This window comes from Bacillus sp. FSL R7-0646 (assembly GCF_037969865.1).
Lineage (GTDB): Bacteria > Bacillota > Bacilli > Bacillales > Bacillaceae > Bacillus > Bacillus licheniformis.
Genome location: NZ_CP150217.1, coordinates 1,413,929 through 1,435,038, shown reverse-complemented (window position 1 = coordinate 1,435,038; position 21,110 = coordinate 1,413,929). Strand labels below are relative to the sequence as shown.

28 protein-coding genes and 2 riboswitches are annotated in these 21,110 nt (G+C 43.0%); of the genes, 10 read left to right on the top strand and 18 right to left on the bottom strand.

Features of this window, described 5'->3' with window-relative positions; genetic code table 11:
- Window position 1: 1 nt before the first annotated feature.
- The 11 genes from MKY62_RS07265 to MKY62_RS07215 form a co-directional block, all read right to left on the bottom strand.
- Window positions 2–268, bottom strand: a complete 267-nt coding sequence (locus tag MKY62_RS07265; protein ID WP_016886645.1) for a hypothetical protein — start codon at window positions 266–268, stop codon at window positions 2–4.
- Window positions 269–575: 307 nt separating this feature from the next.
- A complete protein-coding gene (locus MKY62_RS07260; RefSeq protein ID WP_016886648.1) occupies window positions 576–716 on the bottom strand; it encodes a hypothetical protein in 141 nt (46 codons plus the stop codon).
- A 2-nt stretch (window positions 717–718) separates the two neighbouring features.
- Window positions 719–1,618, bottom strand: coding sequence for an ATP-binding protein (locus MKY62_RS07255; RefSeq protein ID WP_085960461.1), 900 nt, complete (start codon window positions 1,616–1,618; stop codon window positions 719–721).
- Entirely contained in the window at window positions 1,536–2,246 is a 711-nt protein-coding gene (locus MKY62_RS07250) for a DnaD domain protein (RefSeq protein ID WP_029326538.1), read from the bottom strand. Before MKY62_RS07250 ends, MKY62_RS07255 begins: the two co-directional genes overlap by 83 nt.
- Window positions 2,247–2,431: 185 nt before the next feature.
- Complete coding sequence (locus tag MKY62_RS07245) at window positions 2,432–3,229, bottom strand: PD-(D/E)XK nuclease-like domain-containing protein (RefSeq protein ID WP_016886651.1); 798 nt, start codon at window positions 3,227–3,229, stop codon at window positions 2,432–2,434.
- Complete coding sequence (locus MKY62_RS07240; protein WP_016886652.1) at window positions 3,189–4,100, bottom strand: hypothetical protein; 912 nt, start codon at window positions 4,098–4,100, stop codon at window positions 3,189–3,191. The genes MKY62_RS07245 and MKY62_RS07240 overlap by 41 nt, the downstream gene beginning before the upstream one ends.
- Complete coding sequence (locus tag MKY62_RS07235) at window positions 4,097–4,288, bottom strand: hypothetical protein (protein WP_016886653.1); 192 nt, start codon at window positions 4,286–4,288, stop codon at window positions 4,097–4,099. The genes MKY62_RS07240 and MKY62_RS07235 overlap by 4 nt, the downstream gene beginning before the upstream one ends.
- A 200-nt stretch (window positions 4,289–4,488) precedes the next feature.
- On the bottom strand, window positions 4,489–4,746 hold the full coding sequence (locus tag MKY62_RS07230) for a YqaH family protein (protein WP_016886655.1): 258 nt from the start codon (window positions 4,744–4,746) through the stop codon (window positions 4,489–4,491).
- A 1-nt stretch (window position 4,747) separates the two neighbouring features.
- Entirely contained in the window at window positions 4,748–5,311 is a 564-nt protein-coding gene (locus tag MKY62_RS07225; protein WP_016886656.1) for a helix-turn-helix transcriptional regulator, read from the bottom strand.
- Window positions 5,312–5,375: 64 nt separating this feature from the next.
- Complete coding sequence (locus MKY62_RS07220) at window positions 5,376–6,065, bottom strand: ORF6C domain-containing protein (RefSeq protein WP_016886657.1); 690 nt, start codon at window positions 6,063–6,065, stop codon at window positions 5,376–5,378.
- Window positions 6,062–6,391 (bottom strand): hypothetical protein, encoded by a 330-nt coding sequence (locus tag MKY62_RS07215; protein WP_016886658.1) that lies wholly within the window; start codon window positions 6,389–6,391, stop codon window positions 6,062–6,064. Before MKY62_RS07215 ends, MKY62_RS07220 begins: the two co-directional genes overlap by 4 nt.
- Before the next feature lie 82 nt (window positions 6,392–6,473).
- Between MKY62_RS07215 and MKY62_RS07210 the strand changes: the two genes are divergently transcribed.
- Window positions 6,474–6,749, top strand: a complete 276-nt coding sequence (locus MKY62_RS07210; protein WP_141533819.1) for a hypothetical protein — start codon at window positions 6,474–6,476, stop codon at window positions 6,747–6,749.
- Window positions 6,750–6,918: 169 nt separating this feature from the next.
- Here the strand turns inward: MKY62_RS07210 and MKY62_RS07205 are convergent, their stop codons facing one another.
- Complete coding sequence (locus MKY62_RS07205) at window positions 6,919–7,161, bottom strand: helix-turn-helix transcriptional regulator (RefSeq protein ID WP_016886660.1); 243 nt, start codon at window positions 7,159–7,161, stop codon at window positions 6,919–6,921.
- A 171-nt stretch (window positions 7,162–7,332) separates the two neighbouring features.
- Between MKY62_RS07205 and MKY62_RS07200 the strand changes: the two genes are divergently transcribed.
- The 4 genes from MKY62_RS07200 to MKY62_RS07185 all read left to right on the top strand — a co-directional run bounded on the left by MKY62_RS07200 (window position 7,333) and on the right by MKY62_RS07185 (window position 10,521).
- The gene (locus MKY62_RS07200; RefSeq protein ID WP_016886661.1) at window positions 7,333–7,698 is read left to right on the top strand and encodes a helix-turn-helix domain-containing protein; all 366 of its coding nucleotides are present in this window, start codon (window positions 7,333–7,335) and stop codon (window positions 7,696–7,698) included.
- A 421-nt stretch (window positions 7,699–8,119) separates the two neighbouring features.
- Entirely contained in the window at window positions 8,120–8,785 is a 666-nt protein-coding gene (locus MKY62_RS07195; protein WP_016886662.1) for a hypothetical protein, read from the top strand.
- Between the two features lie 86 nt (window positions 8,786–8,871).
- Window positions 8,872–9,351 carry an ImmA/IrrE family metallo-endopeptidase gene (locus MKY62_RS07190; RefSeq protein WP_016886663.1) on the top strand — a complete coding sequence of 160 codons (480 nt, stop codon included), beginning with the start codon at window positions 8,872–8,874 and terminating at the stop codon, window positions 9,349–9,351.
- Between the two features lie 30 nt (window positions 9,352–9,381).
- Window positions 9,382–10,521 carry a site-specific integrase gene (locus MKY62_RS07185; protein WP_016886664.1) on the top strand — a complete coding sequence of 380 codons (1,140 nt, stop codon included), beginning with the start codon at window positions 9,382–9,384 and terminating at the stop codon, window positions 10,519–10,521.
- A gap of 170 nt (window positions 10,522–10,691) precedes the next feature.
- Here the strand turns inward: MKY62_RS07185 and MKY62_RS07180 are convergent, their stop codons facing one another.
- The 3 genes from MKY62_RS07180 to MKY62_RS07170 all read right to left on the bottom strand — a co-directional run bounded on the left by MKY62_RS07180 (window position 10,692) and on the right by MKY62_RS07170 (window position 13,255).
- Window positions 10,692–11,099 (bottom strand): hypothetical protein, encoded by a 408-nt coding sequence (locus MKY62_RS07180; RefSeq protein ID WP_003181017.1) that lies wholly within the window; start codon window positions 11,097–11,099, stop codon window positions 10,692–10,694.
- A gap of 92 nt (window positions 11,100–11,191) precedes the next feature.
- Entirely contained in the window at window positions 11,192–12,547 is a 1,356-nt protein-coding gene (mgtE, locus tag MKY62_RS07175) for a magnesium transporter (protein WP_003181016.1), read from the bottom strand.
- A 247-nt stretch (window positions 12,548–12,794) separates the two neighbouring features.
- Window positions 12,795–12,959: riboswitch (M-box (ykoK) riboswitch) on the bottom strand.
- A 140-nt stretch (window positions 12,960–13,099) separates the two neighbouring features.
- Window positions 13,100–13,255: a transcriptional regulator SplA domain-containing protein gene (locus MKY62_RS07170; RefSeq protein WP_003181012.1), complete on the bottom strand. Its 156-nt coding sequence runs from the start codon at window positions 13,253–13,255 to the stop codon at window positions 13,100–13,102.
- Window positions 13,256–13,547: 292 nt separating this feature from the next.
- Between MKY62_RS07170 and MKY62_RS07165 the strand changes: the two genes are divergently transcribed.
- The 4 genes from MKY62_RS07165 to MKY62_RS07150 all read left to right on the top strand — a co-directional run bounded on the left by MKY62_RS07165 (window position 13,548) and on the right by MKY62_RS07150 (window position 18,489).
- On the top strand, window positions 13,548–14,501 hold the full coding sequence (locus tag MKY62_RS07165) for a S8 family peptidase (RefSeq protein WP_003181011.1): 954 nt from the start codon (window positions 13,548–13,550) through the stop codon (window positions 14,499–14,501).
- Between the two features lie 133 nt (window positions 14,502–14,634).
- A riboswitch (cobalamin riboswitch) is annotated at window positions 14,635–14,822 on the top strand.
- Window positions 14,823–14,971: 149 nt separating this feature from the next.
- Window positions 14,972–17,260, top strand: a complete 2,289-nt coding sequence (gene metE, locus MKY62_RS07160) for a 5-methyltetrahydropteroyltriglutamate--homocysteine S-methyltransferase (RefSeq protein WP_003181009.1) — start codon at window positions 14,972–14,974, stop codon at window positions 17,258–17,260.
- A gap of 207 nt (window positions 17,261–17,467) precedes the next feature.
- On the top strand, window positions 17,468–17,782 hold the full coding sequence (locus tag MKY62_RS07155) for a WXG100 family type VII secretion target (protein ID WP_003181007.1): 315 nt from the start codon (window positions 17,468–17,470) through the stop codon (window positions 17,780–17,782).
- The gene (locus MKY62_RS07150) at window positions 17,779–18,489 is read left to right on the top strand and encodes a hypothetical protein (RefSeq protein WP_339614017.1); all 711 of its coding nucleotides are present in this window, start codon (window positions 17,779–17,781) and stop codon (window positions 18,487–18,489) included. Before MKY62_RS07155 ends, MKY62_RS07150 begins: the two co-directional genes overlap by 4 nt.
- Window positions 18,490–18,531: 42 nt before the next feature.
- Here MKY62_RS07150 and MKY62_RS07145 read toward each other — a convergent pair whose 3' ends face one another.
- Window positions 18,532–19,164 (bottom strand): histidine phosphatase family protein, encoded by a 633-nt coding sequence (locus MKY62_RS07145; protein ID WP_003181002.1) that lies wholly within the window; start codon window positions 19,162–19,164, stop codon window positions 18,532–18,534.
- A gap of 146 nt (window positions 19,165–19,310) precedes the next feature.
- On the opposite strand from MKY62_RS07145, the gene MKY62_RS07140 reads away from it, so the two are divergent.
- The gene (locus tag MKY62_RS07140) at window positions 19,311–19,781 is read left to right on the top strand and encodes a nucleoside deaminase (protein ID WP_003181000.1); all 471 of its coding nucleotides are present in this window, start codon (window positions 19,311–19,313) and stop codon (window positions 19,779–19,781) included.
- Between the two features lie 29 nt (window positions 19,782–19,810).
- Here the strand turns inward: MKY62_RS07140 and MKY62_RS07135 are convergent, their stop codons facing one another.
- Window positions 19,811–20,476 carry a hypothetical protein gene (locus tag MKY62_RS07135; protein ID WP_003180997.1) on the bottom strand — a complete coding sequence of 222 codons (666 nt, stop codon included), beginning with the start codon at window positions 20,474–20,476 and terminating at the stop codon, window positions 19,811–19,813.
- A gap of 71 nt (window positions 20,477–20,547) precedes the next feature.
- Entirely contained in the window at window positions 20,548–20,961 is a 414-nt protein-coding gene (locus tag MKY62_RS07130) for an organic hydroperoxide resistance protein (RefSeq protein WP_003180995.1), read from the bottom strand.
- Between the last annotated feature and the right edge of the window lie 149 nt (window positions 20,962–21,110).

The following is a 21,110-nucleotide window of genomic DNA, read 5'->3' as shown; positions in this document are numbered from 1 at the left end:
GTTAATCTCTCCACTGGAAACCGATATTTAAATTAACTTGTTTTGGGCTTAAAATTTTCATGTCGCTCTGGCTATTAATTAAATCCTCTAAATCAGCTTTTGATCTAAGGTATAGTTGAAAAGTACCTAATTCGATTAAAGTAAAATCACAAGGATGTTTTTTAATCACCCACACCGCATTACCTCTAACAAGAAAGTACCCATCCTGTATATCATCTACAGAAAGCCCTTTCGGCTTCTCCTGTATCACTTTTAAATTGATTGTCATCCCTCTACCTCCTGAATGGATTTTTTGATAGAACGTAGAGCTTCATTTGCAATTTTTTTGACATCCACTTTCCGGTAACAATCCCGTTCCTCCGTATCGCACAACGGGATTTTTATATTCATGTTTGCTTGCTCATACGTTTTATAGGTTCCTGTCTTTCGATTACACATGACACATGGTCTACTATCAGATGACGTACAATGCCATACTTTCATTCCTCTACCTCCCGTCATTTTCGATCCATTGTATAATTTGTCTTTCTCTGTATCCGGCAAGCAGCAGGATCGACAACAGCGCCAGCAGTGCTTTAAGCACTCTGAATCAACTCCATTTGTTTGATTTTGTCTTCCAACACTCGGATAACCGGGGTTAAGTCCTGCCCGTTTCCCTGCTGCCGCGTTACCTCAAACACTCCCGGCATTAATCGATTGATTTGAACTTTTTTCATCACTAGTCTCCCAATCTATAGTTTAATTTCATCCTATCGCCCTTGATGATTACCGTATATTCACGGCACATTTGATGGATTCGGGAACCGAGAGCCTCATCAATGTCCAACAGTTCGTCCGTTGTCAGCTCTGAAGAGACAAGCAAAGGCAGATGATTCAGATAACGATAATTCACGACTGATTGAATTTGTTCGATCTGCCATTCAGTTGCACGTGGCTTTCCTTGAGCCGGCTTAAACAAGTCATCAATGAAAAGAACATCGACTTTCCGCATTGCGTCGAGCTTGGTTTCTAATTGGTCAAAATCCTTTCTCAAATCGCCTGTGCCCTCTACGTAGGGAAAATACAAGCAGTTTACGAATTTCTTTTTAATGAGGTTGTTCATGATGGCTATGAGCAGATGTGTTTTTCCGCTTCCAGGCTGACCAAGTAGAGCGATGCTATTTGAACGCTCCCCACGGATCTTTTCAAAGTCCTTAAAGTATTCCACTGCACAATCGTAGGCTTCCTTGATCAGATCCGGTCTTCCCTCTGTTCTAAAATTGCCGAAAACAAGCTTTTCAAATTCTTCTGTGATGCCGCTGGCTGCCATGAGCCGGGCTAATTTCTTTCGACGCACACAGTCGCATTGTTTGGAATAGGTATCTTTCCATTCCCGAGCCTTGTCGGGTGGACAAACCTTGCCAGAAAGGAAATCATCTTCCGGCACCATTTCCCCCGGCACAAGTTGCTTTAACCGTTCGTCATAATTCCATTTCGTGTCTTTGTGAACCCGATAAAACACAATGCCATGATCTTTACAGGTTTCACATTCGTACTCAGCCTTTTCTCCCGATACGTCCGGGGCCGAAAATTGGGCTGACCTTTCCCGAAGACTCTGCATCATTTTTTGGAATGCCATGTCTATACTGACCGCCTTGGTTTCCTGCTTTTTTTGCTGCTGGATAGCCATTTCCCCACTCCTTGCTCTTAATTTCATTTGACTGTAGGATGCGCTGGACATAGGCCATATTACGGGCGTTTCGCTTAACAGCCTCTTTCATTGCATCAAGCACCTTTTCCTCGCCGTAATCGTCTATCAAGCCTTTAAGCATGTCCGCTAAAAATGAAGAAAGTAAGCCGAACCCTTCATCCTCAAAAAATTGAAATGGGTTTGTCTCCATGTCTTTGTCGTCCCCCTTTTCATCTGTTGGTGCTGGCGCCGAGACTTTTTTCTTGTTGTAATTGCCAAGCTGTATGAGTTCGGAGTAATTGACCACCGTTACAATAAAACCACGTTTCTGAGGCAACCGATCCAACTTTATATATCCCTGTTTAACCATCCGATCCAAGGAATATTTGATCTGATCCGATGACCAATTGAAACGTTTTGCAAGATCGACCAGCTTGATGATCGTCTGACCGGGATCTAATTCTTTATCAAGCCGATACTCCGCCTTTTTGAACAAATAATCGTAAATTGTTTCATCGCGTCCATCTTTAAAGGGTAGCCGGGGCAGGATTACATACCCCAAACCTTGCATATCGATCCTGCTCACCTACTTCCTTTTACAAAGTGCTGTCATTCCACTGATGCGGACTAGGCGTAAACCTGGTTCGCTTGTCTTCAAATAGCTTTCAACATAAGCACGGAACAGCTTTGCGCGATTCGGTGCCCCTTCTGACATCCACTTGTAGCAGAAGGGGATCGGAACCTTAATCAGTTCTCTTTCCATCAGCTGACCAATTCCGAAAAATGAATGATGCCGTTTAATTGCTTTGTAGCCCGGCAATACCTGCATTTTCCGCACCGTTCTGGTTTTTCCCCACCGTACTTCACTTGGATAATTCGATCCATCTTTTTTTCAATATCTTCAAGCTCAATTTCCATGCGGACTTGATCAATATTGATTACCGCTTTATCAGGTGGATCTTCCTTTGATATCCCTACGATTAGAGGTTCCAGCCATTCATTTCGTCCGGTCATCCGCTTTTCTATCTCGGCATATAGTGCCATCTGTGCAATATAACCGTATGCTTCAACAAAAGAGCAGTAACCTATTTCCGGATCCCAAACCTTTTCACGCAAGGATCGGGCTGTTTTCAGGTCTGCGAAACGGCCTGCAGCTGGGTTGTAAACGTCCAGTTTCCCTTTCCACGGGACGCCGAATAATTCGGCCGTTATGATAACCTCCTTTTCACCTTGCAAAGCGAACATACATAGATCGTCATTCTGAATTGATTCAATCATTAGGTCGGCTAATTGATACTGTTTGTACAAGTGGCCTTTTTGAGTAAACAAGGATGGGGTGTTCTTCTTAAATTCATTAAAAGCCTGTTCCCCTTCTAACCAGGCGTGAACATATTGGCCAAAGAGAAGGGCCTCGGACGTGGAGGGCATCCATTCTCCATTTATCTCAGCCATCGTCGCAGCCTCGCATATGAGAAATTTTTTATACTGAGAATTTGACATATAATGCTTGTCTATTTCGTTAGAGTAATAGTTCTCCTTGTTCAGCTTTGGTATTCTCATCAGCAGGGTCACCCGCCTTTTCCTTACTTTCTGAAACCTTTTTCTCTTGCTGTTTTTTAAAATCTTCCTCCGCTTTTGATTTTGTGGCGCTTGTCACTTTGATATTGAAATAGTCCTCTTTTTTTGCCATTCCATCACGTAGAGCTGTATAAATCCTGCCTATTTTCAAATAGTCTTGTTCAGTGAAGGCATCTAAATTACTGCCGATGCATTCTTGTATCATTTCTTTTGTCACACCGAATTCTTTCTTAAAGAGCATCAAAGCATGTCGTAGGCGATCTTCCAAAGGTTCTTTATGGCCATTGATTAATGTTTGCTGGCACATGTCTACAGCAGCATCCACAATGTCACCTGGTATTACACCAAGAATGCAGGCACGTAAACGCCGCGCTCCCAGATTGGCCACTAATTCATAAATATCCCGCGGATCATCTAGCTTTGTAATCTTCCCCTTTGCCTTTCGCTCATGTTTAACAGTGAAAATCTTTGTTTGGCGGGTATTTGTTTCAAGATCCCAGGCATAAGCCATTACAGAGGACTCCCCAGCCTTTTGCTCAAGTTCCATAATTCCATAATCGATATTTCCCCAGTTCTGGGCCAAAGCCTCAGCGAGTCGAATAGAAGGCCCAGATACTTTTGTTCCGCCGCGTGGATATTCATAAACCGCATTTTCAGCTAGTAATCTTCTTTCACAGGCTTTTTTGATACGTTCGAAAGACGCGTAAACATCCCGGGGGAATTTCTTTGCAATAACCATAGCCGCTTGTACTTCCTGAGCCTGCCGGCTTACCATTGCCTCCGTGGTAACGTTCATTGTCTGCTGACTTTCTGGCATGTAATCTGAATAATCTACTTTAGACAGTCCATTCATTGTGCTGCCGCCACCTTTCTTTTATATTCTTCTGTCCCGAGCCGCTGCCACTCTCGATACTTGTCCATTGAAGGGAAACTGAAAACCGTCCTGCCCTGTTTATCGATTACAATAGACCCGCCGACCTTATAAAGCCTCTGCTGATCTTCACGTCTGTTACTAAATGGTGCTGTAATTGCTTTTGGCATATTTAAACCTCCATTGTTTTTTATGGGGCGATTTGGTACAATTAGATAAATGATTCTTTACTAATCATCCGGAGTCCACTCTGCCAAGTGGGCTCTTTTTTATTCCTCATCATCTTCCTGCTCTTCCTCGTCCTCATGCCATAAATACTCTTTTGGATATCCGTAACGATTAATTTCCGTAATCATTGGGTGTTCGATATTCAATGAAATGCCCTCCCTATTACAGTTACGCTAACTTCGCGCTGTTGCATTTTTAAAGCTGCTTCATATAATCGTGCTTTGTTTGCCATTCTGCTTAAATCCTCAGCTAAAACCTTGATGGTTCCCGCCATACTAATGGCCTCATCAAAATCACCATCTTGTAATGCTTCTGAAAGCATGTCCGACAAATCTTCCACTGATTCCATTTTTCTTTTTGCCGCCTCAATATCTGTTTTGAGAAATTGATTGATCTTCATTTCATACCGCCTGCCTTTCTTCTTTTCTGGCCATTGCCACATGATCCACTAACGCCTTCCGCGTCCATCTATCGGCCAGTTCTTTAATATTCAAGCCATGATTCCGGGACAATGAATAAATCAGTGTTTTATTTGCAGGGATAAGGTCGAAAATTTGCTTAATCTCATTCATTGGTAATTCCGCCGATCGACCGGGCCGGTCCCGTGCTATCCATTTTGCAAGTTGCTTTATTGCTTGAAGCGCTTCTTCCAGCTGATGAGTCATGTTTATTACTGCTGTACTGGTGCTTTCGTTCAATGCTGGATCGATCGGAGCCGCCGCTGTCGGGTGTAGGTGGAAAAGGTAATGAATAAGGTCAATATGTTCATAGGCTCCACATGCCTCAAACCACTTAATGCAAAACTGTGGTGTCAACTTGATTAATCCATTTTCAACATCTGAAATATACTGTTGCTCCTTCCCCCCAAGTAACCTTCCTAACTGAAATTGATTTAGTCCGTATCTTTTTCGAACTTCACGCATAATTGCAGGTAAATTATCCAGATTATACGGGTTGTTCTCCATATGTTCGCCTCCTGTTTTACGGTGTTTCGTTTGGTAAAATTCATTAAAGAGGGTGCTCGTTAGGCTATGAAACCTTTCGAGGAACCCAATTTTCAATATAGTTGATCGCGGTTAACAGCTCCTTACGCTTCACATCTTTATAGCTTGTGACCCCAAATCGATCTTTGATTTCACGGTATAATTCCTTGAAAAGCCTTGCGGCTTCTTTCTTGTCATCCGTGAATTGATAGACCCGACGAGCTACGCCCTTTTGAAGCCGGCGCTGTTCTCCGTGATCAAGCGTGATCTGTTCGTCCACTTTTTCGCTAAGTTCGAGCAACTTATTTTCATGTTTGTTCAGGGCTTTTTGCATTTCGTCCTGACGCTGTGAGGTTTCTAATAAGAGTTTGAGAGATTCGATGCGCTGCTCTCTCTCGGTTAACACCTTGGGAACATACTGACCTGTTTTTCTGATTGTTGGGATGACATCGATTGCCAACCAGTCCTGAAACTGTTCAGCGACTTCGTTCGAGGCTTTGAAAGCCAGCTTGTAAACCAGTGGTTCGGGAATAAAATCGCCTTTCCCAACATCTTGGGAAAGATATTTGCTTAAATATCTGTTTACTGTTCCCCACCTGATGTACTCTTTGTTATTTTTGATTTGTTTGAAGCCTAGACTTTTTGCAACATGCTCGACATCGAATAAGATTTGATCATTTTCAATTTTTGCGGATACTTCAAAGAGTTCATTTTTGAATGTTTGTAATTGATTCACGCTGATGCCTCCTTTTTGATGTAATTCGTGTTCTCTTCAACCCATGTTGAGTTGTGTTTGATCCATTCAAAAACGAGATCGCGCGGGTATCTAGCTTGAATTGTTTTCAATTTCGGAAAGGAATCGATTCCGGTTAGTCTTGTCACCGCTGCCGATTTGATTTGGAAAATCTCTTGCAAATGAGTGTTTTTTAATATTGGAGGATACGAATATTTTTTTACGCCGTCCTCCACGCCTTGTTGATAAGCTTTTTCGCAAAGCGCTTTAACAATCTCGAAAACCGTTTCGTTCGGTAAGTTATCAAGTGAGATACCGAGATTAGCCAAAATGTTCGCCTCCTATACTGTGGTTTGTAATCTGCCAACCTTTCTCATGTGGTAAAATCTTCTGAGAAAGGTGGTGATCAATATGGCAACAAGAGCAGATGTTAAATGCCACAACTGTGAAAATACTTTTCAAGTTTTTTGGCATTCTTTTGAAAAACAATTACCTATAATGTGTCCATATTGCAGTAAAGAACTAGATGAAGCTATGACAGAGAAACTTAAGAATGCACTAGGGACTGTTTGGAATTTGAATTATCATTTTCGTAAAAATCATGAAGAGAGGAAAAATGAGCCTCTTTTCACTGTTGATTTTGTTCATGTACATGTGCCAATCGAAAAGTTCGACCTAGATAATTAAAAAAGTCGATTATGAGATGCGGCGGCAGGTCTCTTTTTTGAATCTCTGCTACCAACAGATCTGATAATTCATCAAAGTTCTGCTTGCCCATCTCGACCATTAGAGTGGCTTTTCGACGTTCGAGTAACTCAATTTCACTTTTCAAGTTTTCAAGCATTTGGTCAGCCTCCTATGCTGTGTTTTTGTCACTACTCAAAACGCGTACTTGATCATCAAAAAAAATAGTCCAATCAAAATCGAGAATCTCAGCTATTGCTTTCGCTGTCGGGACGGATGCATTACGTTCCCCTTGTTCAATAGAGGCGTAGGTCGTCCGTGCGATTTTCGCTTTATAAGCTACATCTTTTTGAGTTAATCCTTTTGTTAAGCGCTGATGTTTTAGCCATGTTCTTTGTTTGGTTTTAGTGACCATTTTTTCACCTCCGATACGCAATTTGTGTCGTTGGTTATAATATACTACGCATTTCGAGTCTTGTAAACCCCTTTTTTAAAAAAATTACTCTTTTCGAGTCATCGCTTACGCTACGCTAAATGTGTAGTTATAATGGTGTGGAGTGTTACAATTTCTGTGAGGCGATAAATTATGAATTTTCCAACCAAATTAAAAAAATTACGCGAAGAAAAAAAATTAAAGCAACAAGATGTTGCTGATAAATTAGGTATAGCTCGCACCACATACGCATCATATGAGCAAGGGAAAAGGGAACCTGATCATGAAACGTTGGTGAAAATAGCCGACTTTTTCGGAGTCTCATTGGATTTCCTTTTGAGAGATGCAAGCGAAGATTTTCAAGATAAATTTTTTAAGGATGAAGCAAAAAAAATCTTAAATGATCCGAAAACATTCCTTGCCGCCCGTGATGGAGAAGTTACACAGGAGATTTTAGATGCTGCCCTCGAAATCATTACGGAGCAACTAAAAGAAGGGCGCAAAAAGAAATCTGATTAAACAAAAGTATTGCAATTCTGAAATAAAGAAATACCGCTAAGCAAAAGTTTTGCAGTGGCGGTCACGTATATATCTATATCTATTGTTTATTATGTTTAAATTCTGTTTACTAATAAGATCCGAATTATCTTCTGGATTGGATCGGGATTCTCTTCCGGAAAGTAAAATTTTACAAGCGCATAAACCCTTGATACGTAAGGATTTATGCGCTTGCTCTCATCCGGATTCTCTTCCGGATTGGATCGGGATCCTCTTCCGAAAAAAATACCCCATCCAAAGAGGAAATTATCAAAGCATGAGTGAGAAAGTCTATTATCAGCAAAATGAGACATTTGTCAAAACTGGTAAAATCCTCTTGAATTATTACGCATTTTTTCCTATCACAAATTAATGTGTATACTTATGAACTGGAGGGTTTTAATTGAAGAAATTTATAATTCTATCCCTTACCCTATGTTTAGGGATTATTTTAGGGGCTTGTAGTTCATCTGAAACTGCAAAAGATAAAGAAGATAGTAATAAAACAAGTACAAATGAAGACAAAGATTCTAACAGTAAAACAGAGAACGAAGATGTCCAGAAAAACGAAAATACTCAAGGAAATGAAATCATTAAAGACGATGAGAACATGAGAGTAAAAAATATCTTCAGCGATGAAAAATTAAATATAAAAGGGACTACTGGCCCTATGAAATATGAGATTAACGGCATTGACTTAGCAGAAGTAGAACCGAAAAATGAAAAGTCCGCTTCTTTCTTTAACGCTAAGGTTGGCGAAAAAGTCAACACAATAATAATTAAAATGTCAGCCGAAAACACATCAGAAAAAGATGTTGATTTCTTTTTGGGAATGTCTAAGATAATCACAAATACCAAAGAGCAATTGGAACCTGAAACGTTATCGTCTGATGCCGTTGAAGCTGAATACTTAGGCAAAGTAAAGAGCGAGGGATACAGTACATATATTTTGAAAAAGTCCTCTCTTAAGGATTTAAAAACAATCGAAATACGCATTGAAGCTCCACAGGATAGCAATTTCGATTCTATCGGAAAGGACGTCAAGCATACCATAAAAGTTAATAATTAAAAAAGTGCCCTTTTTAGGGCTTTTCTTTTAATTAAAAAGACGAACATTCGTTCCGTATAGAGTAGTTTTTAAGGAGGAACCTCATCTTGATGTACACAAACAGTCATTTGGAAGATTGGATTGAAAGCTTGTACAGAAGCATTAACATCATTACACCTGATCAAATTAATTTCGAGCGTATAGCCGAGATGTTAGGCATAAGAGTTTATTTCAAGCCTATCCCGAGTTGTTCTTTCAAGTATAATGACGTGTATACAATTTTATTAGATAGCCGGAAAACCCGCTGCGAACAGTGGGGCGACTTTGCTCACGAACTATGCCATCTTTACAGACATGAAGGAGATAAAAAAATAATGCCAAGATTTTGGTCAGATTATCAGGAAAGACAAGCTAATTACTTCTCATATCACTTTTGCATCCCTACTTTTATGCTTCATGGAATGAAAATGCCACAAGACTATTTTTTTGACGCGCACCTCATCGCCAAAACATTTAAAGTCACTGAACAATTTGCGAAGGTACGCATTAATATGTACTTTAACAAAATTCATCTTATTGTTAGTTAAAAGAAACTTTAAATAGGATTGGGGGATAATATGGCTTCATTTCAACAGTACAAAACCAAAACGGGCTATAAATGGCTTTTTAAAATGGGAGTTGGTATCGATCCCAAAACAGGCAATAGGAAAACAACAACACGCCGAGGCTTTAAGACCAAAAAAGAAGCTGTCGCAGCCGCTGCGGAATTCCAGAAGAAAATTGATAATAATGCTCTTATCCGAAATGACATCACTTTTGAGGATGTTTTTAAAGAATGGTGGGAGGTTCATTCCAAAACGATAAAGCGCAGCACCAGATATAGAAAGCTATCGAATTTCAAAAAGCATATCCTGCCGCACTTCGGGAAATTAAAAATAAAAGACATCACAAGAGCATATTGTCAAAAGGTGATAAATCTGATAGCTCAGGATATTGATTCTGTTCAAAATGTAAAAATTCAAGCTAACCTTGTATTTAAATATGCTCTAAGGATGGAATACATCACAAAAAATCCAATGGAATTCGTTGTGATCCCCAAAAAAGAAGAGAATTTTTTATCGCAGGAAGAAGAGAAACGGAACTTTTGGGAAAAGGACGAAATCAAAACCTTTCTCGAAAAAGCGCATTCTCAACTCGCCCCACAAGATTATGTCATGTTTTATGTTCTTATTTTCACTGGTATGCGCAAAGGGGAACTTATTGCCTTGGAATGGAAAGACGTTGATTTAAAAGAGAAAACAATAAACATCAAACAAACAATGTTTTTTGAAAACGGTAAAGAAGTCATCCAAACAACGAAAAAATATCATTCCAAGCGAATTATCACAATTGATGATCAAACAGCCCAAATACTTAAAAAATGGCGCACACAACAAAAAGAAATGCTCTTGTCTAATGGAATCACCTCAGAAGCTAAATATGTCCTTATACGGGGCGATATGCGTCCTCTAAGGCTTGCATATCCAAACGACCTTTTAAACCGTATGATCATTAAAAATAAGCTTCACAGAATCACAATTCACGGTTTTAGGCATTCTCACGCATCAATCCTTTTTGAAGCAGGCGCATCCATAAAAGAAGTACAAGCCCGTTTAGGTCACAAAGAAATTCAAACGACTATGAACATCTATACACATGTCACGAAAACCGCAAAAGAAAAAACGGCCGAAACATTTAAAAAGTACATGGAATTATGAGAAATTCATTTAAACGTGGTCAAAATGTGGTCAAAAATCAATTTTAAACAAAAAACAAGCCCTCTTCCGAGCGACCGGATGAGGGCTTGAACATTGGTATATTAACGTTTTGAGAACTGAGGTGCACGTCATGCGCCTTTAAGTCCGTATTTTTCCCTCCGGATGATTCGTCACCTGTTTTCCTGCTTTTTCGCTTCCTTTATGTATCCAATGAAATCAATCATAACGCCTTTATCGGGATCATTGCGTATCCGAAACGCAATCGTTCCGGGCTGACCGGTATTTTCCATCTTGTAAGCGGCATGAAACACATGGATGCTCGCTTCAGAAATTTGAAAATCATCAGCATGAAGCCCGGAAATTCCCCATTTCTGCTTGTCTTTCAAGATTGTTTCCGGAGAAGGGTTTGCGCCCTCCACGTACAAGCGCTTCATCTTTGATAAATCATCGTCCAATATCGCCTCAAGCATATCCTCAACTGCGACGAGCCGCCTGTCTTTTCCTTCATCTTCATTCTGACAGCCGGCAACAATCAATGCAACGGCTAAACAAATCAGCACAGCTGCAATCCTTCTCATACCAATCCCCCCCCTGATCTCTGCCTAAAATATAAAGGCTTTTACGAATTCTGGCAAGCAAAAAACCCTCCGGATAAGGAGGGCTTTTCTGCTTACAGCGAATGAATGAATGCAGTTGCAATACCGAAGTAGATCAACAGCGACAAAATGTCATTTAATGTTGTAATCAGCGGACCCGATGCAATCGCAGGGTCGACATTGCACTTGTGAAGGATGATCGGGACGATCGTTCCCGCCATCGTTCCGATGATCAGAGTGGCAAAAAGCGAAGTCCCTACCACAAATCCGAGCAGCAGATTCCCCTGCCATACTATCGCGATTCCCGTAATCACGATCGCACACACGACGCCAATAATAATCCCGGCTCTAAGCTCCCGGAAAATCAAGCGGAAAATCGTTTTTTTATTGAGCTCTTCTTTTGACAGCCCTCTGATGACGACAGCGAGGGACTGTGTTCCAGTGTTACCCGTCATTCCCGCGATCATCGGCATAAAAAAGGCCAATGCGACAACCTGCTGCAGCGTGTCTTCAAAATAGCTCATAATGCTGCCAGAGATCAAACCGATGAACAAAAGCAAGATCAGCCACGGCAGACGGCGGTATGCGGCGACATACGATTTTGTATCAAACGTGATCGCCTTACCTGATGCTGCGAATTTTTCATAGTCTTCATTCGCTTCCTGGATGACGATGTCGATAATGTCATCAACCGTTACGATCCCGACAAGCTCATGATTTTTTTCTACAACGGGAATCGCCAGAAAGTCGTACCGCTCGATGAGCCTTGCGACTTCTTCCTGATCTTGAAGAGCGTCCGCCGATATGACCCTTGTAAACATTAATTCCTGAACCTTCTCATCGGGTTCTGCCAAAATGAGATCACGGTATGAGATAACCCCGACAAGCTGTTTTTGTTCGTTGATGACGTATAAATAGTTGATGGACTCCGCGATTTCCGCAAAGCTTTTCAGCTTGACGACCGCTTCTTTTACCGTGTAATGCTGCGGAATCCAGACATAGCGGTTTGTCATAATTCTTCCCGCTGTTTCAGGCGGGTAGTTCATCAAAACGCGGACCGCTTCGGATTCTTCCGCTTCCATGCTGGATAGAAGCTGGTCTTTCAGCTCAGGGTCCATTTCCTCGAAGAGCGCGGCAAGGTCGTCGTTGTCCATTTTATTCATCACATGGATCGCCTTTTCTTTGCCGACCTTGTTCAGAACGACTAGCTGCTCTTCTCTGTCAAGTTCGCCCATGAGATCGGTGATGTCTTCTACCGTTAAAAAAGACAGATACCGGCCGCGGTGCTTTTCGGGCATTTCCTTAAACAGAATCGCCATATCATAAGGCTGCAGTTCTTCTAAAACGCTTTGGAACTCTTTTCGTTTTCCGTCTCTCAGCAAAATAATAATGCGTAAAATCAGTTCATCATATGTCATGTTTTTTACCATGGCAATCTGTCCCTCCCTTTTCAGGAGATCCTTATATCACCATAGCAAAAGGGGTGAAGTATAAGGATCTCCTCATCAATCAATGTGTGATGCTGCAAAATATTTCTCGTATGTTTAAACCGCCTCGAATGGGGAGAATCCATACTACCACCTCCTTGATTAATACGGAAAGTTCATTTTCCTCAAAAAATAAAAAAACACCTATTCATCGAAATGAAGGTGTTAAAAGCCATACAAAATAAAACCCTAACGCCTTCCATCGTAGAGCTTTAGCACTGTATGGCATAGGCAGCATGCCAGCTGCATTAAAAATCACCTTAGATCGATGATTTCTGTTGACCCATTGGCGTCTTTGGACATTTTTGGGCAGCAGCGTATCTCCATACAGGAGCCTCACCTAACGAAGAGCTGTATTTACCGGACACAATGAGATTACAGAAAAAAAGGGTAACTGTCAATAAGAAAAGCAACTTTCATGCTCTCTATTATGTGTTGATTCCCGTTTTCGTCAAAATTAAACCAGCTCTTTCGCCCAGGTGCCGAGCTCCGTTCTTATTTTTCGCTTTCCTGCTCAAGGTCGTCCTTTGACAGCAGGTGATAGTTTTCGTGCAGTAAAAGCGCGTATTCTCCTTCATATTTTGGATGCGGCACAAACTCCGCCTGCTCGATTGATAATTCGTCTCTTTTTTCGTCTTCTTGTTCTTTCACCCTGTATCCACTCCTTTTTTTAATAGGATATCCTTTTGCCGGGATAATATGTTGAAGCGAAATCTCATATATCTAGTGACTCTCTCGCCCTTCCACCGATTTCACAGGTCTTTTCGCTTACAATTCCAGCATTGTTCGCAATTATTCGACTTATATCCTCTATTATCTATATTTTTTAACTTTTCATAAAATTCATACAAATGAACCTTTTTTTAACAAAGTGAATGTTTTACAATAGAATCACGCACCTTGTAACCCATCTAAAGCAGCATATAACAGGGAGGGCTTTGAAATGCAAATGCGATTAATTCCTTATGTCACTGACACAAAGCTGATGGACGTGAATGAACTGCCGGAAGGAATCGATGCGATTAAGGCACCGGAGCTGTGGTCACAAGGTTTTAAAGGAAAAGATATCACTGTCGCAGTGCTTGATACAGGCTGTGACGCAACCCATCCAGATTTGGCGGACCGAATCATCGGAGGCAGAAACTTCACTGATGATGACAACGGAAAAGAAGATCAGTTTCATGATTATAATGGACATGGCACCCATGTGGCGGGTACGATTGCCGCAAACGATCAAAACGGAGGCATTTCCGGCGTAGCACCCGAAGCGAACCTATTAATCGTCAAGGTGCTCGGCGGTGAAGACGGCAGCGGAGATTATGAATGGATCATCAACGGGATCAACTACGCCGTTGAGCAAAAAGCCGACATTATTTCAATGTCGCTCGGCGGTCCTGCCGACGTTCCGGAGTTGAAGGAAGCGGTGACAAACGCCGTAAAGAGCGGAGTGCTCGTCGTCTGCGCCGCAGGAAACGAAGGCGACGGCAATGACCGTACAGAGGAGTACTCATACCCTGCTGCATACAACGAAGTCATCGCCGTCGGATCCGTGTCATTGACGCGTGAGTCTTCCGAATTTTCAAATGCGAACAAAGAAATTGACCTTGTTGCACCTGGAGAAGAAATCCTCTCTACATTGCCCGACCATCAATACGGAAAGCTGACGGGAACATCGATGGCTACACCGCACGTCAGCGGAGCGCTCGCTCTCATCAAGTCAGCTGAAGAAGAGGCGTTTAAACGGAAACTGACAGAACCCGAACTGTATGCTCAGTTAATCCGCCGCACGCTCCCTCTTGATTACTCAAAAGCGCTGATCGGCAACGGATTCTTATATTTGTCAGCGCCGGAGGTACTGGCGGAAAAAGCCGGCGAAGCAAAACTTCTTTCCCTTTAACAGCCTAAAGAAGGCTGCCGACAATGTCGGCGGCCTTTTTCATGGCCATGTATAAAGCTGAATCTTTTTAATTGCAAGAATTCAAAAATTATTTTGACTAAAAGATCGCGGCGGTATATAATCTACTAAACAATTTCATCGCCGGGAACATGGTAATCTAACGAGGTTAGATTTTAAAAGGGAAGTTTGGTGAAAATCCAACGCGGTCCCGCCACTGTGAATGAGGAGGTTATTTCATAAAACCCACTGTTTCTATATGGGAAGGGGGAAATAACCGTCGATTCATGAGCCAGGAGACCTGCCTGTTCTGACGCACCATAAACCTACGGTCGATAGGAGGTGTTCGAGTTGACGTAACAATCGCTACGTTTATTTCTCGTTCGCAAAATGCTGTTTTCAGGCATTCACCTTCTCATTGTCCGAAGTGTGAGTGTCTTTTTTTATTGAACACTAAAAGGAGGAGACCAGACATGACTAATGTAAAAACGAGCAGCTTGGGCTTTCCAAGAATCGGCTTGAACAGAGAATGGAAAAAATCGCTTGAGGCTTATTGGAAAGGAAACACGGACCGCGAGACCTTTTTGAAAGAAATGGATGAACAATTTTTAGCAGCGCTCCAGACTCAGCTTGATCAGCAAATCGATATCATACCGGTTTCCGACTTTACAATGTACGACCATGTTCTTGACACGGCGGTGATGTTCAACTGGATTCCAGATCGATTCAAGGATATAAACGATCCGTTAGATACTTATTTCGCAATGGCGAGAGGCACGAAAGATGCTGTATCGAGTGAAATGACAAAATGGTTTAATACAAACTACCATTATATTGTGCCTGAATATGAAAAAGGTGCACAATACCGCGTGACGAGAAACAAACCGCTTCAAGATTACAAAAGAGCAAAAGCAGCATTGGGAACAGAAACGAAGCCCGTCCTACTCGGCCTTTACACTTTCGTAGCCCTTGCAAAAGGCTATGAACAACAGGATATCAAAGATATTTATAATCAAATGACACCTCTTTATATCCAGGTTTTGAAAGAGCTTGAGCAGGAAGGCGTCAAATGGGTGCAAATCGACGAGCCTGCTCTTGTGACGGCTTCACATGAAGAAGCGGCTGCTGTCAAAGAAATCTATCAGACGATTACAGAGGAAGTCTCTGAACTGAACATCCTTCTGCAAACCTACTTTGACTCGGTTGATGCTTATGAAGAGCTGATATCGTTTCCTGTCGCAGGAATTGGTCTTGATTTTGTTCATGATAAAGGGAAAAACTTCGAACACCTGAAAGCGCACGGTTTTCCTAAAGACAAAGTCCTTGCCGCCGGCATTTTAGACGGACGCAACATTTGGAAAGCCAATCTCGAAGAGCGCCTCGACCTGACGCTTGAACTGATCCAGAGAGCGGGTGTTGACGAAGTCTGGATTCAGCCTTCAAACAGCCTGCTTCATGTCCCTGTCGCAAAACACCCGGGCGAACATCTTGCCGACGATCTCTTGAACGGTTTATCTTTCGCAAAAGAGAAACTTCTGGAGCTTACACTGCTGAAGAACGGACTTGTTTCCGGAAAAGCGGCCATCCAAGCGGAAATCGATGAAGCGCACGGACACCTTCAAGATCTCAAACAGTACGGTGCAGCGACAAATTCAGCCTTTGCCGAAGAAAGAGGCAAGCTGACCGAGGAAGACTTTAAACGCCCGACAGCTTTTGAAGAAAGGCTGCGGATTCAAAATGACTCTCTCGGACTTCCCCTATTGCCGACAACAACGATCGGCAGCTTCCCGCAGACGGCGGATGTGCGGAGCGCGCGGCAAAAATGGCGGAAAAAAGAATGGTCCGACGAGCAGTATGAAGCATTTATTCAGGAAGAAACAAAGAAATGGATTGATATTCAGGAAGATCTCGGACTTGACGTTCTCGTTCACGGAGAATTCGAACGTACAGACATGGTTGAGTATTTCGGCGAAAAGCTCGGAGGATTCGCCTTTACTAAATACGCCTGGGTTCAGTCATACGGTTCCCGCTGCGTCCGGCCGCCGGTCATCTACGGAGATGTCGAGTTTAAAGAGCCGATGACAGTAAAAGAAACGGTTTACGCCCAATCCTTGACCTCGAAGAAAGTCAAGGGCATGCTGACAGGGCCTGTTACCATTTTAAACTGGTCCTTTGCCCGCTATGACCTGCCGAGAAAAGAGATCGCCTTCCAAATCGCCTGCGCCCTCCGCAAAGAGGTTGAAGCGCTTGAAAAAGCAGGAATTCAAATCATTCAGGTCGATGAACCTGCCTTGAGAGAAGGCCTGCCGCTTAAAGAACGGGATTGGGACGAGTATCTCAAATGGGCTGCCGAAGCGTTCAGACTGTCCACTTCATCTGTGGAAGATACGACGCAAATCCATACGCATATGTGCTACAGCAACTTTGAAGAAATCGTAGACGCGATCGAAGATCTTGACGCAGACGTCATTACGATCGAGCACAGCAGAAGCCACGGCGGATTTCTTGATTATCTGGAACAGCACCCTTACCTGAAAGGGCTTGGTCTTGGCGTATATGATATTCACAGCCCTCGCGTCCCTTCCAGCGATGAAATGCTCACGATCATAGAAGACGCGCTGAAAGTCTGCCCGGCTGATCGCTTCTGGGTAAACCCTGACTGCGGTTTAAAAACGAGACAGCCAGAGGAAACGATCGCAGCGCTTAAGAATATGGTTGAAGCAGCCAAACAAGCAAGAGGCAAACTGGCTCAGACTGTTTAATTTCACAAAAAATCCACTACAAACGCCGCCTGTTCACACGGGCGGCTCTTTTCATGGCTCCAGCCCTTTTTAGGCCAAAAGAACCGTTATACAAGGTATGTCCGCCCAAAAAACATTAAGACTTTTGATTCATTCGTACGATTTCCTTCCGTATCCTTTTCTTTTAACATATTTGTAGTAGATGATGGAAGGGAAGGAAAATATGTAGTGATTGACGATGGAATAGCGTTAGAACGAAAAATCAAGCGAAAAATATATCAGGAAGACATTCACTCTCTTCAGCTATACGTAAAAGATGTGAATGCCGCCATTGATGAGCTGAGGCAGGAAAGTTCTTCTATTTTAAAAGCACACCAAACGTATATCAACGGATGGCGCGGACAGGCGCGCGAAATGTATGACGCGCTTTTGGACGATCTCGACCGGGCGGAATCGCGCGTGTATGACAAGCTGAGGACCATTAAAGAGCAGGCGGACGAAGAAATTGAACGGCTTCAGCTGAAAGCCGAGGAGCTGATATGACGATCCGGCTGAACATCAATGATCTGCACGCCCTCGCCCGCCAATTTCGCTATTCCCACCAGCGAATCAGCGATTTAATACGCCTTTTGAACCGTCATTTTCATGTTCTTTTCTCCAGCGTGAAAACAGCAAGAACATGCGGCATCGATCAGGCGCAATCCGAAATGGAACATGAACTCAAAGGATTTTTACACACGCTCGATGATTTGCAGCATCTCCTGCACTTTACAGAAATCCGCATGAAAAAGACCGATCAGATGCTTGCGGAGAAGCTCTTTCACAGCGGCGGGCATTTGGCCGGCTACCTGCCGATCATGTCTTCTTTGGCAGCCAAATGTTCCCCTGGCAGCTATAAACTGACCGCACCGCCGCTGTCTGAACCGCTCGCTCTCATGAAGCAGATCAAACAAAACGGTCTGTCAGGACTCATTACAAAAAAACGAGCCGCAGCATATATTCAGTTTGATGAAGAGGGACAGCAGCAGCTGTGGTCGGCGCGCCGCATGATCAGCCGCACAATCGCCGACAACCTTTGCATTCTGGCATATCAGCAAATCGCAAAAGGCCCGCTTTCTCTTACAGTCTTACTTTTCGGAAAAAAAGCGGAAGCAGATGCGGCAGATGTCAAAACCGTTTGTCTTTCAAAAAACAAAACGATTACCGCCGACACGCTTCACAGCTTCAGTGCCAAAATATATTCCGGCTAGGAGCCTCGGAGCCTGATTCCAACATCAGGCTTTTTGGCATGCCTACCAGGTGGCATTCTTTGCTTCTACTCTATGTTCACCGTCTCCTTCTCTTTCAATCGCGGCGCTTCCATCCTCGGAAACCGTTACAACCGCAAGAGCTGTGTCATGAACATAGCTTGAGTTCCATAGTTCACCGACCGGCCTCTTTTTTATAAGATTCAAGAGCATCAATATAAACACGGAATGGCTGACAATGAGGACATTGCCTTCCCGATGGCGGCGGAGAATGAATTGATACGCCTGACTGACCCGCCTTTCAAAATCGTAAAAGCTCTCGCTTTCATCGGGCATATATGTTTCAGGCGTATTAAAATACGCTTCCAGCAAGTCAGGATCACTTTGTTTGATCTCATCATACGTTTTCCCTTCCCAGCGGCCGATCGAGATTTCTTTTAATCTGTCGTCTGTTATAAAGGGAATGCTGCGGTTCTGCAGCATAGCCCGCGCAGAATCAACGGCCCGGCCGCTTGGACTGGAATATGCGGCTTGGAATTGAACATCTTTCAGCCGTTCGCCGAGGGCATTTGCGTTTGCCAGTCCCAAAGCCGTTAAATTGGAGTCTTCCCAGCCTTGCATTCTTTTTTCAATATTCCATTCCGTCTGACCGTGTCTTGCAATATACAATGTAAGCAAAACATCATCCCCCGTTCATTATTCTAGCATTCATTGTATGCGATGTGCGGTTTGAAATCAAATATGCTGAATATTCTGACATGTGTTTATTTTGCCGGGTCCATCAGCTATAATAAGAAGGCAAGACAACCAAGGAGGATACAGAAATGAATCATGAAGCATTTTTGCAGCGCGCCATCGACCTTGCGGTGGAGAGCGTGAAAAGCGGCACAGGCGGACCTTTTGGCGCTGTGATAGTCAAAGACGGCCAAATTATCGCCGAGGGAAAAAACAATGTCACAACAAGCAATGATCCAACCGCGCACGCGGAAGTAACGGCTATTCGGCTCGCCTGTGAAGCACTTGGCGATTATCAGCTGAACGACTGCATTCTTTATACAAGCTGTGAACCGTGCCCCATGTGCCTGGGAGCCATCTACTGGGCGAGACCGAAGGAAGTTTACTTCGCCGCTCAGCATTCGGATGCCGCATCGGCCGGTTTTGACGACTCTTTTATTTATGAAGAAATCACCAAAACGAAAAGCGAACGGAAAATTCCTTTTTATAAAATGGACCTTCAAGCAAAGCTTGAACCTTTTCTCACATGGGAAAAGACCGATCAAAAAGTGGAATATTAAAAAAAGCTTCCTTCATCAGGAAGCTTTTTTTATTTTGAAGCAGACGGCTCATACCATTCAAGCTTTTGATCTTCCGATTCCAAATCAAGGCTTTCTGCTTTTCCATCCTTTTCAATTTCAAGCCTGACAATTTTCCCTTTCAGTTTTTCAGGTGCTTCGGCGACATCCCTCTCAAAATCGGCTGTTTTCTGATAAGTTTTTTCCCCTGCTTTTGTTTTGATTGTAATGTTTTGCTCCGACTCGCTGACAAACGTGGCGATGATTTTTCGGCTGCCGTCTTTCTCCTCCTCATATACGCCATTTTGGTCGGCTTTTGACTGCGGCATAAGCTCGGCTTCTTCCGCTTCTTGCGTTTTTCCATCCACCTCTACCTTCACAAGCTTCCCGATTAAGTCATCATGGTCTTCTTCGCTGTGAAAGCGGCTGCTTTTCGGAACAATCAGTTCCTTATCCTTTATTTCGAGCGTGATTTGGTCATCTTCAGCATGAACATACTTGCCTATCAAATCAAAATCTTCTTCAGACCGGATATTTTTGTCAAGGGAATATGTTTTCAAATCAGGTGCTTTCTGCTTGGCCGTATCAGCCGGGGATTGATTGCCGTTGTTCTTCTCCGCCGCTCCGGTTCCGCATCCTGCAAGGACAATAGCGAGAGAAAGCACGGAGAACACAAGCGCTTTTTTAAGATATGCCATATGCTGCTCCTTTCTAAAAAAGAAAGCAAACAAGCTTTGTTTGCTTTCTCGTTTTCATCTTTCCCGTTTATTTATTTTACTTCAAGATTGACGTCGATATTTCCTCTCGTCGCTTTTGAATAAGGGCAAAAGTCATGAGCGGCTTCGACCAGCTCTTTCGCTTTTTCTTTTTCTACCCCGCCTGCTGTGACGATCAGCTTGACGCCGATTTTAAAACCGCCGTCACTCTCATCCTTCAGCAAGCTCACATGGCCTTCGACCTCAGAATCGATGTCAATGCCTTTTTGTTTTGCGACATGTTCCAATGCGCCGCCGAAGCACGCCGCGTATCCCGCCGCAAAGAGCTGTTCAGGATTTGTCCCTGATTCGCCTTCTTTTTTTTCATTTGGCATGACAATGTTATGGTCCAAAACCCCGTCATCTGATTTGACATGTCCGGATCTTCCGCCTTTTGCCGTGACTTTTGCTGTAAACAATGCAGTCATCCTGATTCCTCCTTACGTTTTTTCCTCTACTCTTTATATTTCACAAAATGAGTTTTTTAAACATCCGTTTTTGTTTTTTCGGGTTTTCAGCCGATCAATGGGAAAAGAACGCAAAATCTTATACAATAAAAAGGAACATAAAAAAGAGT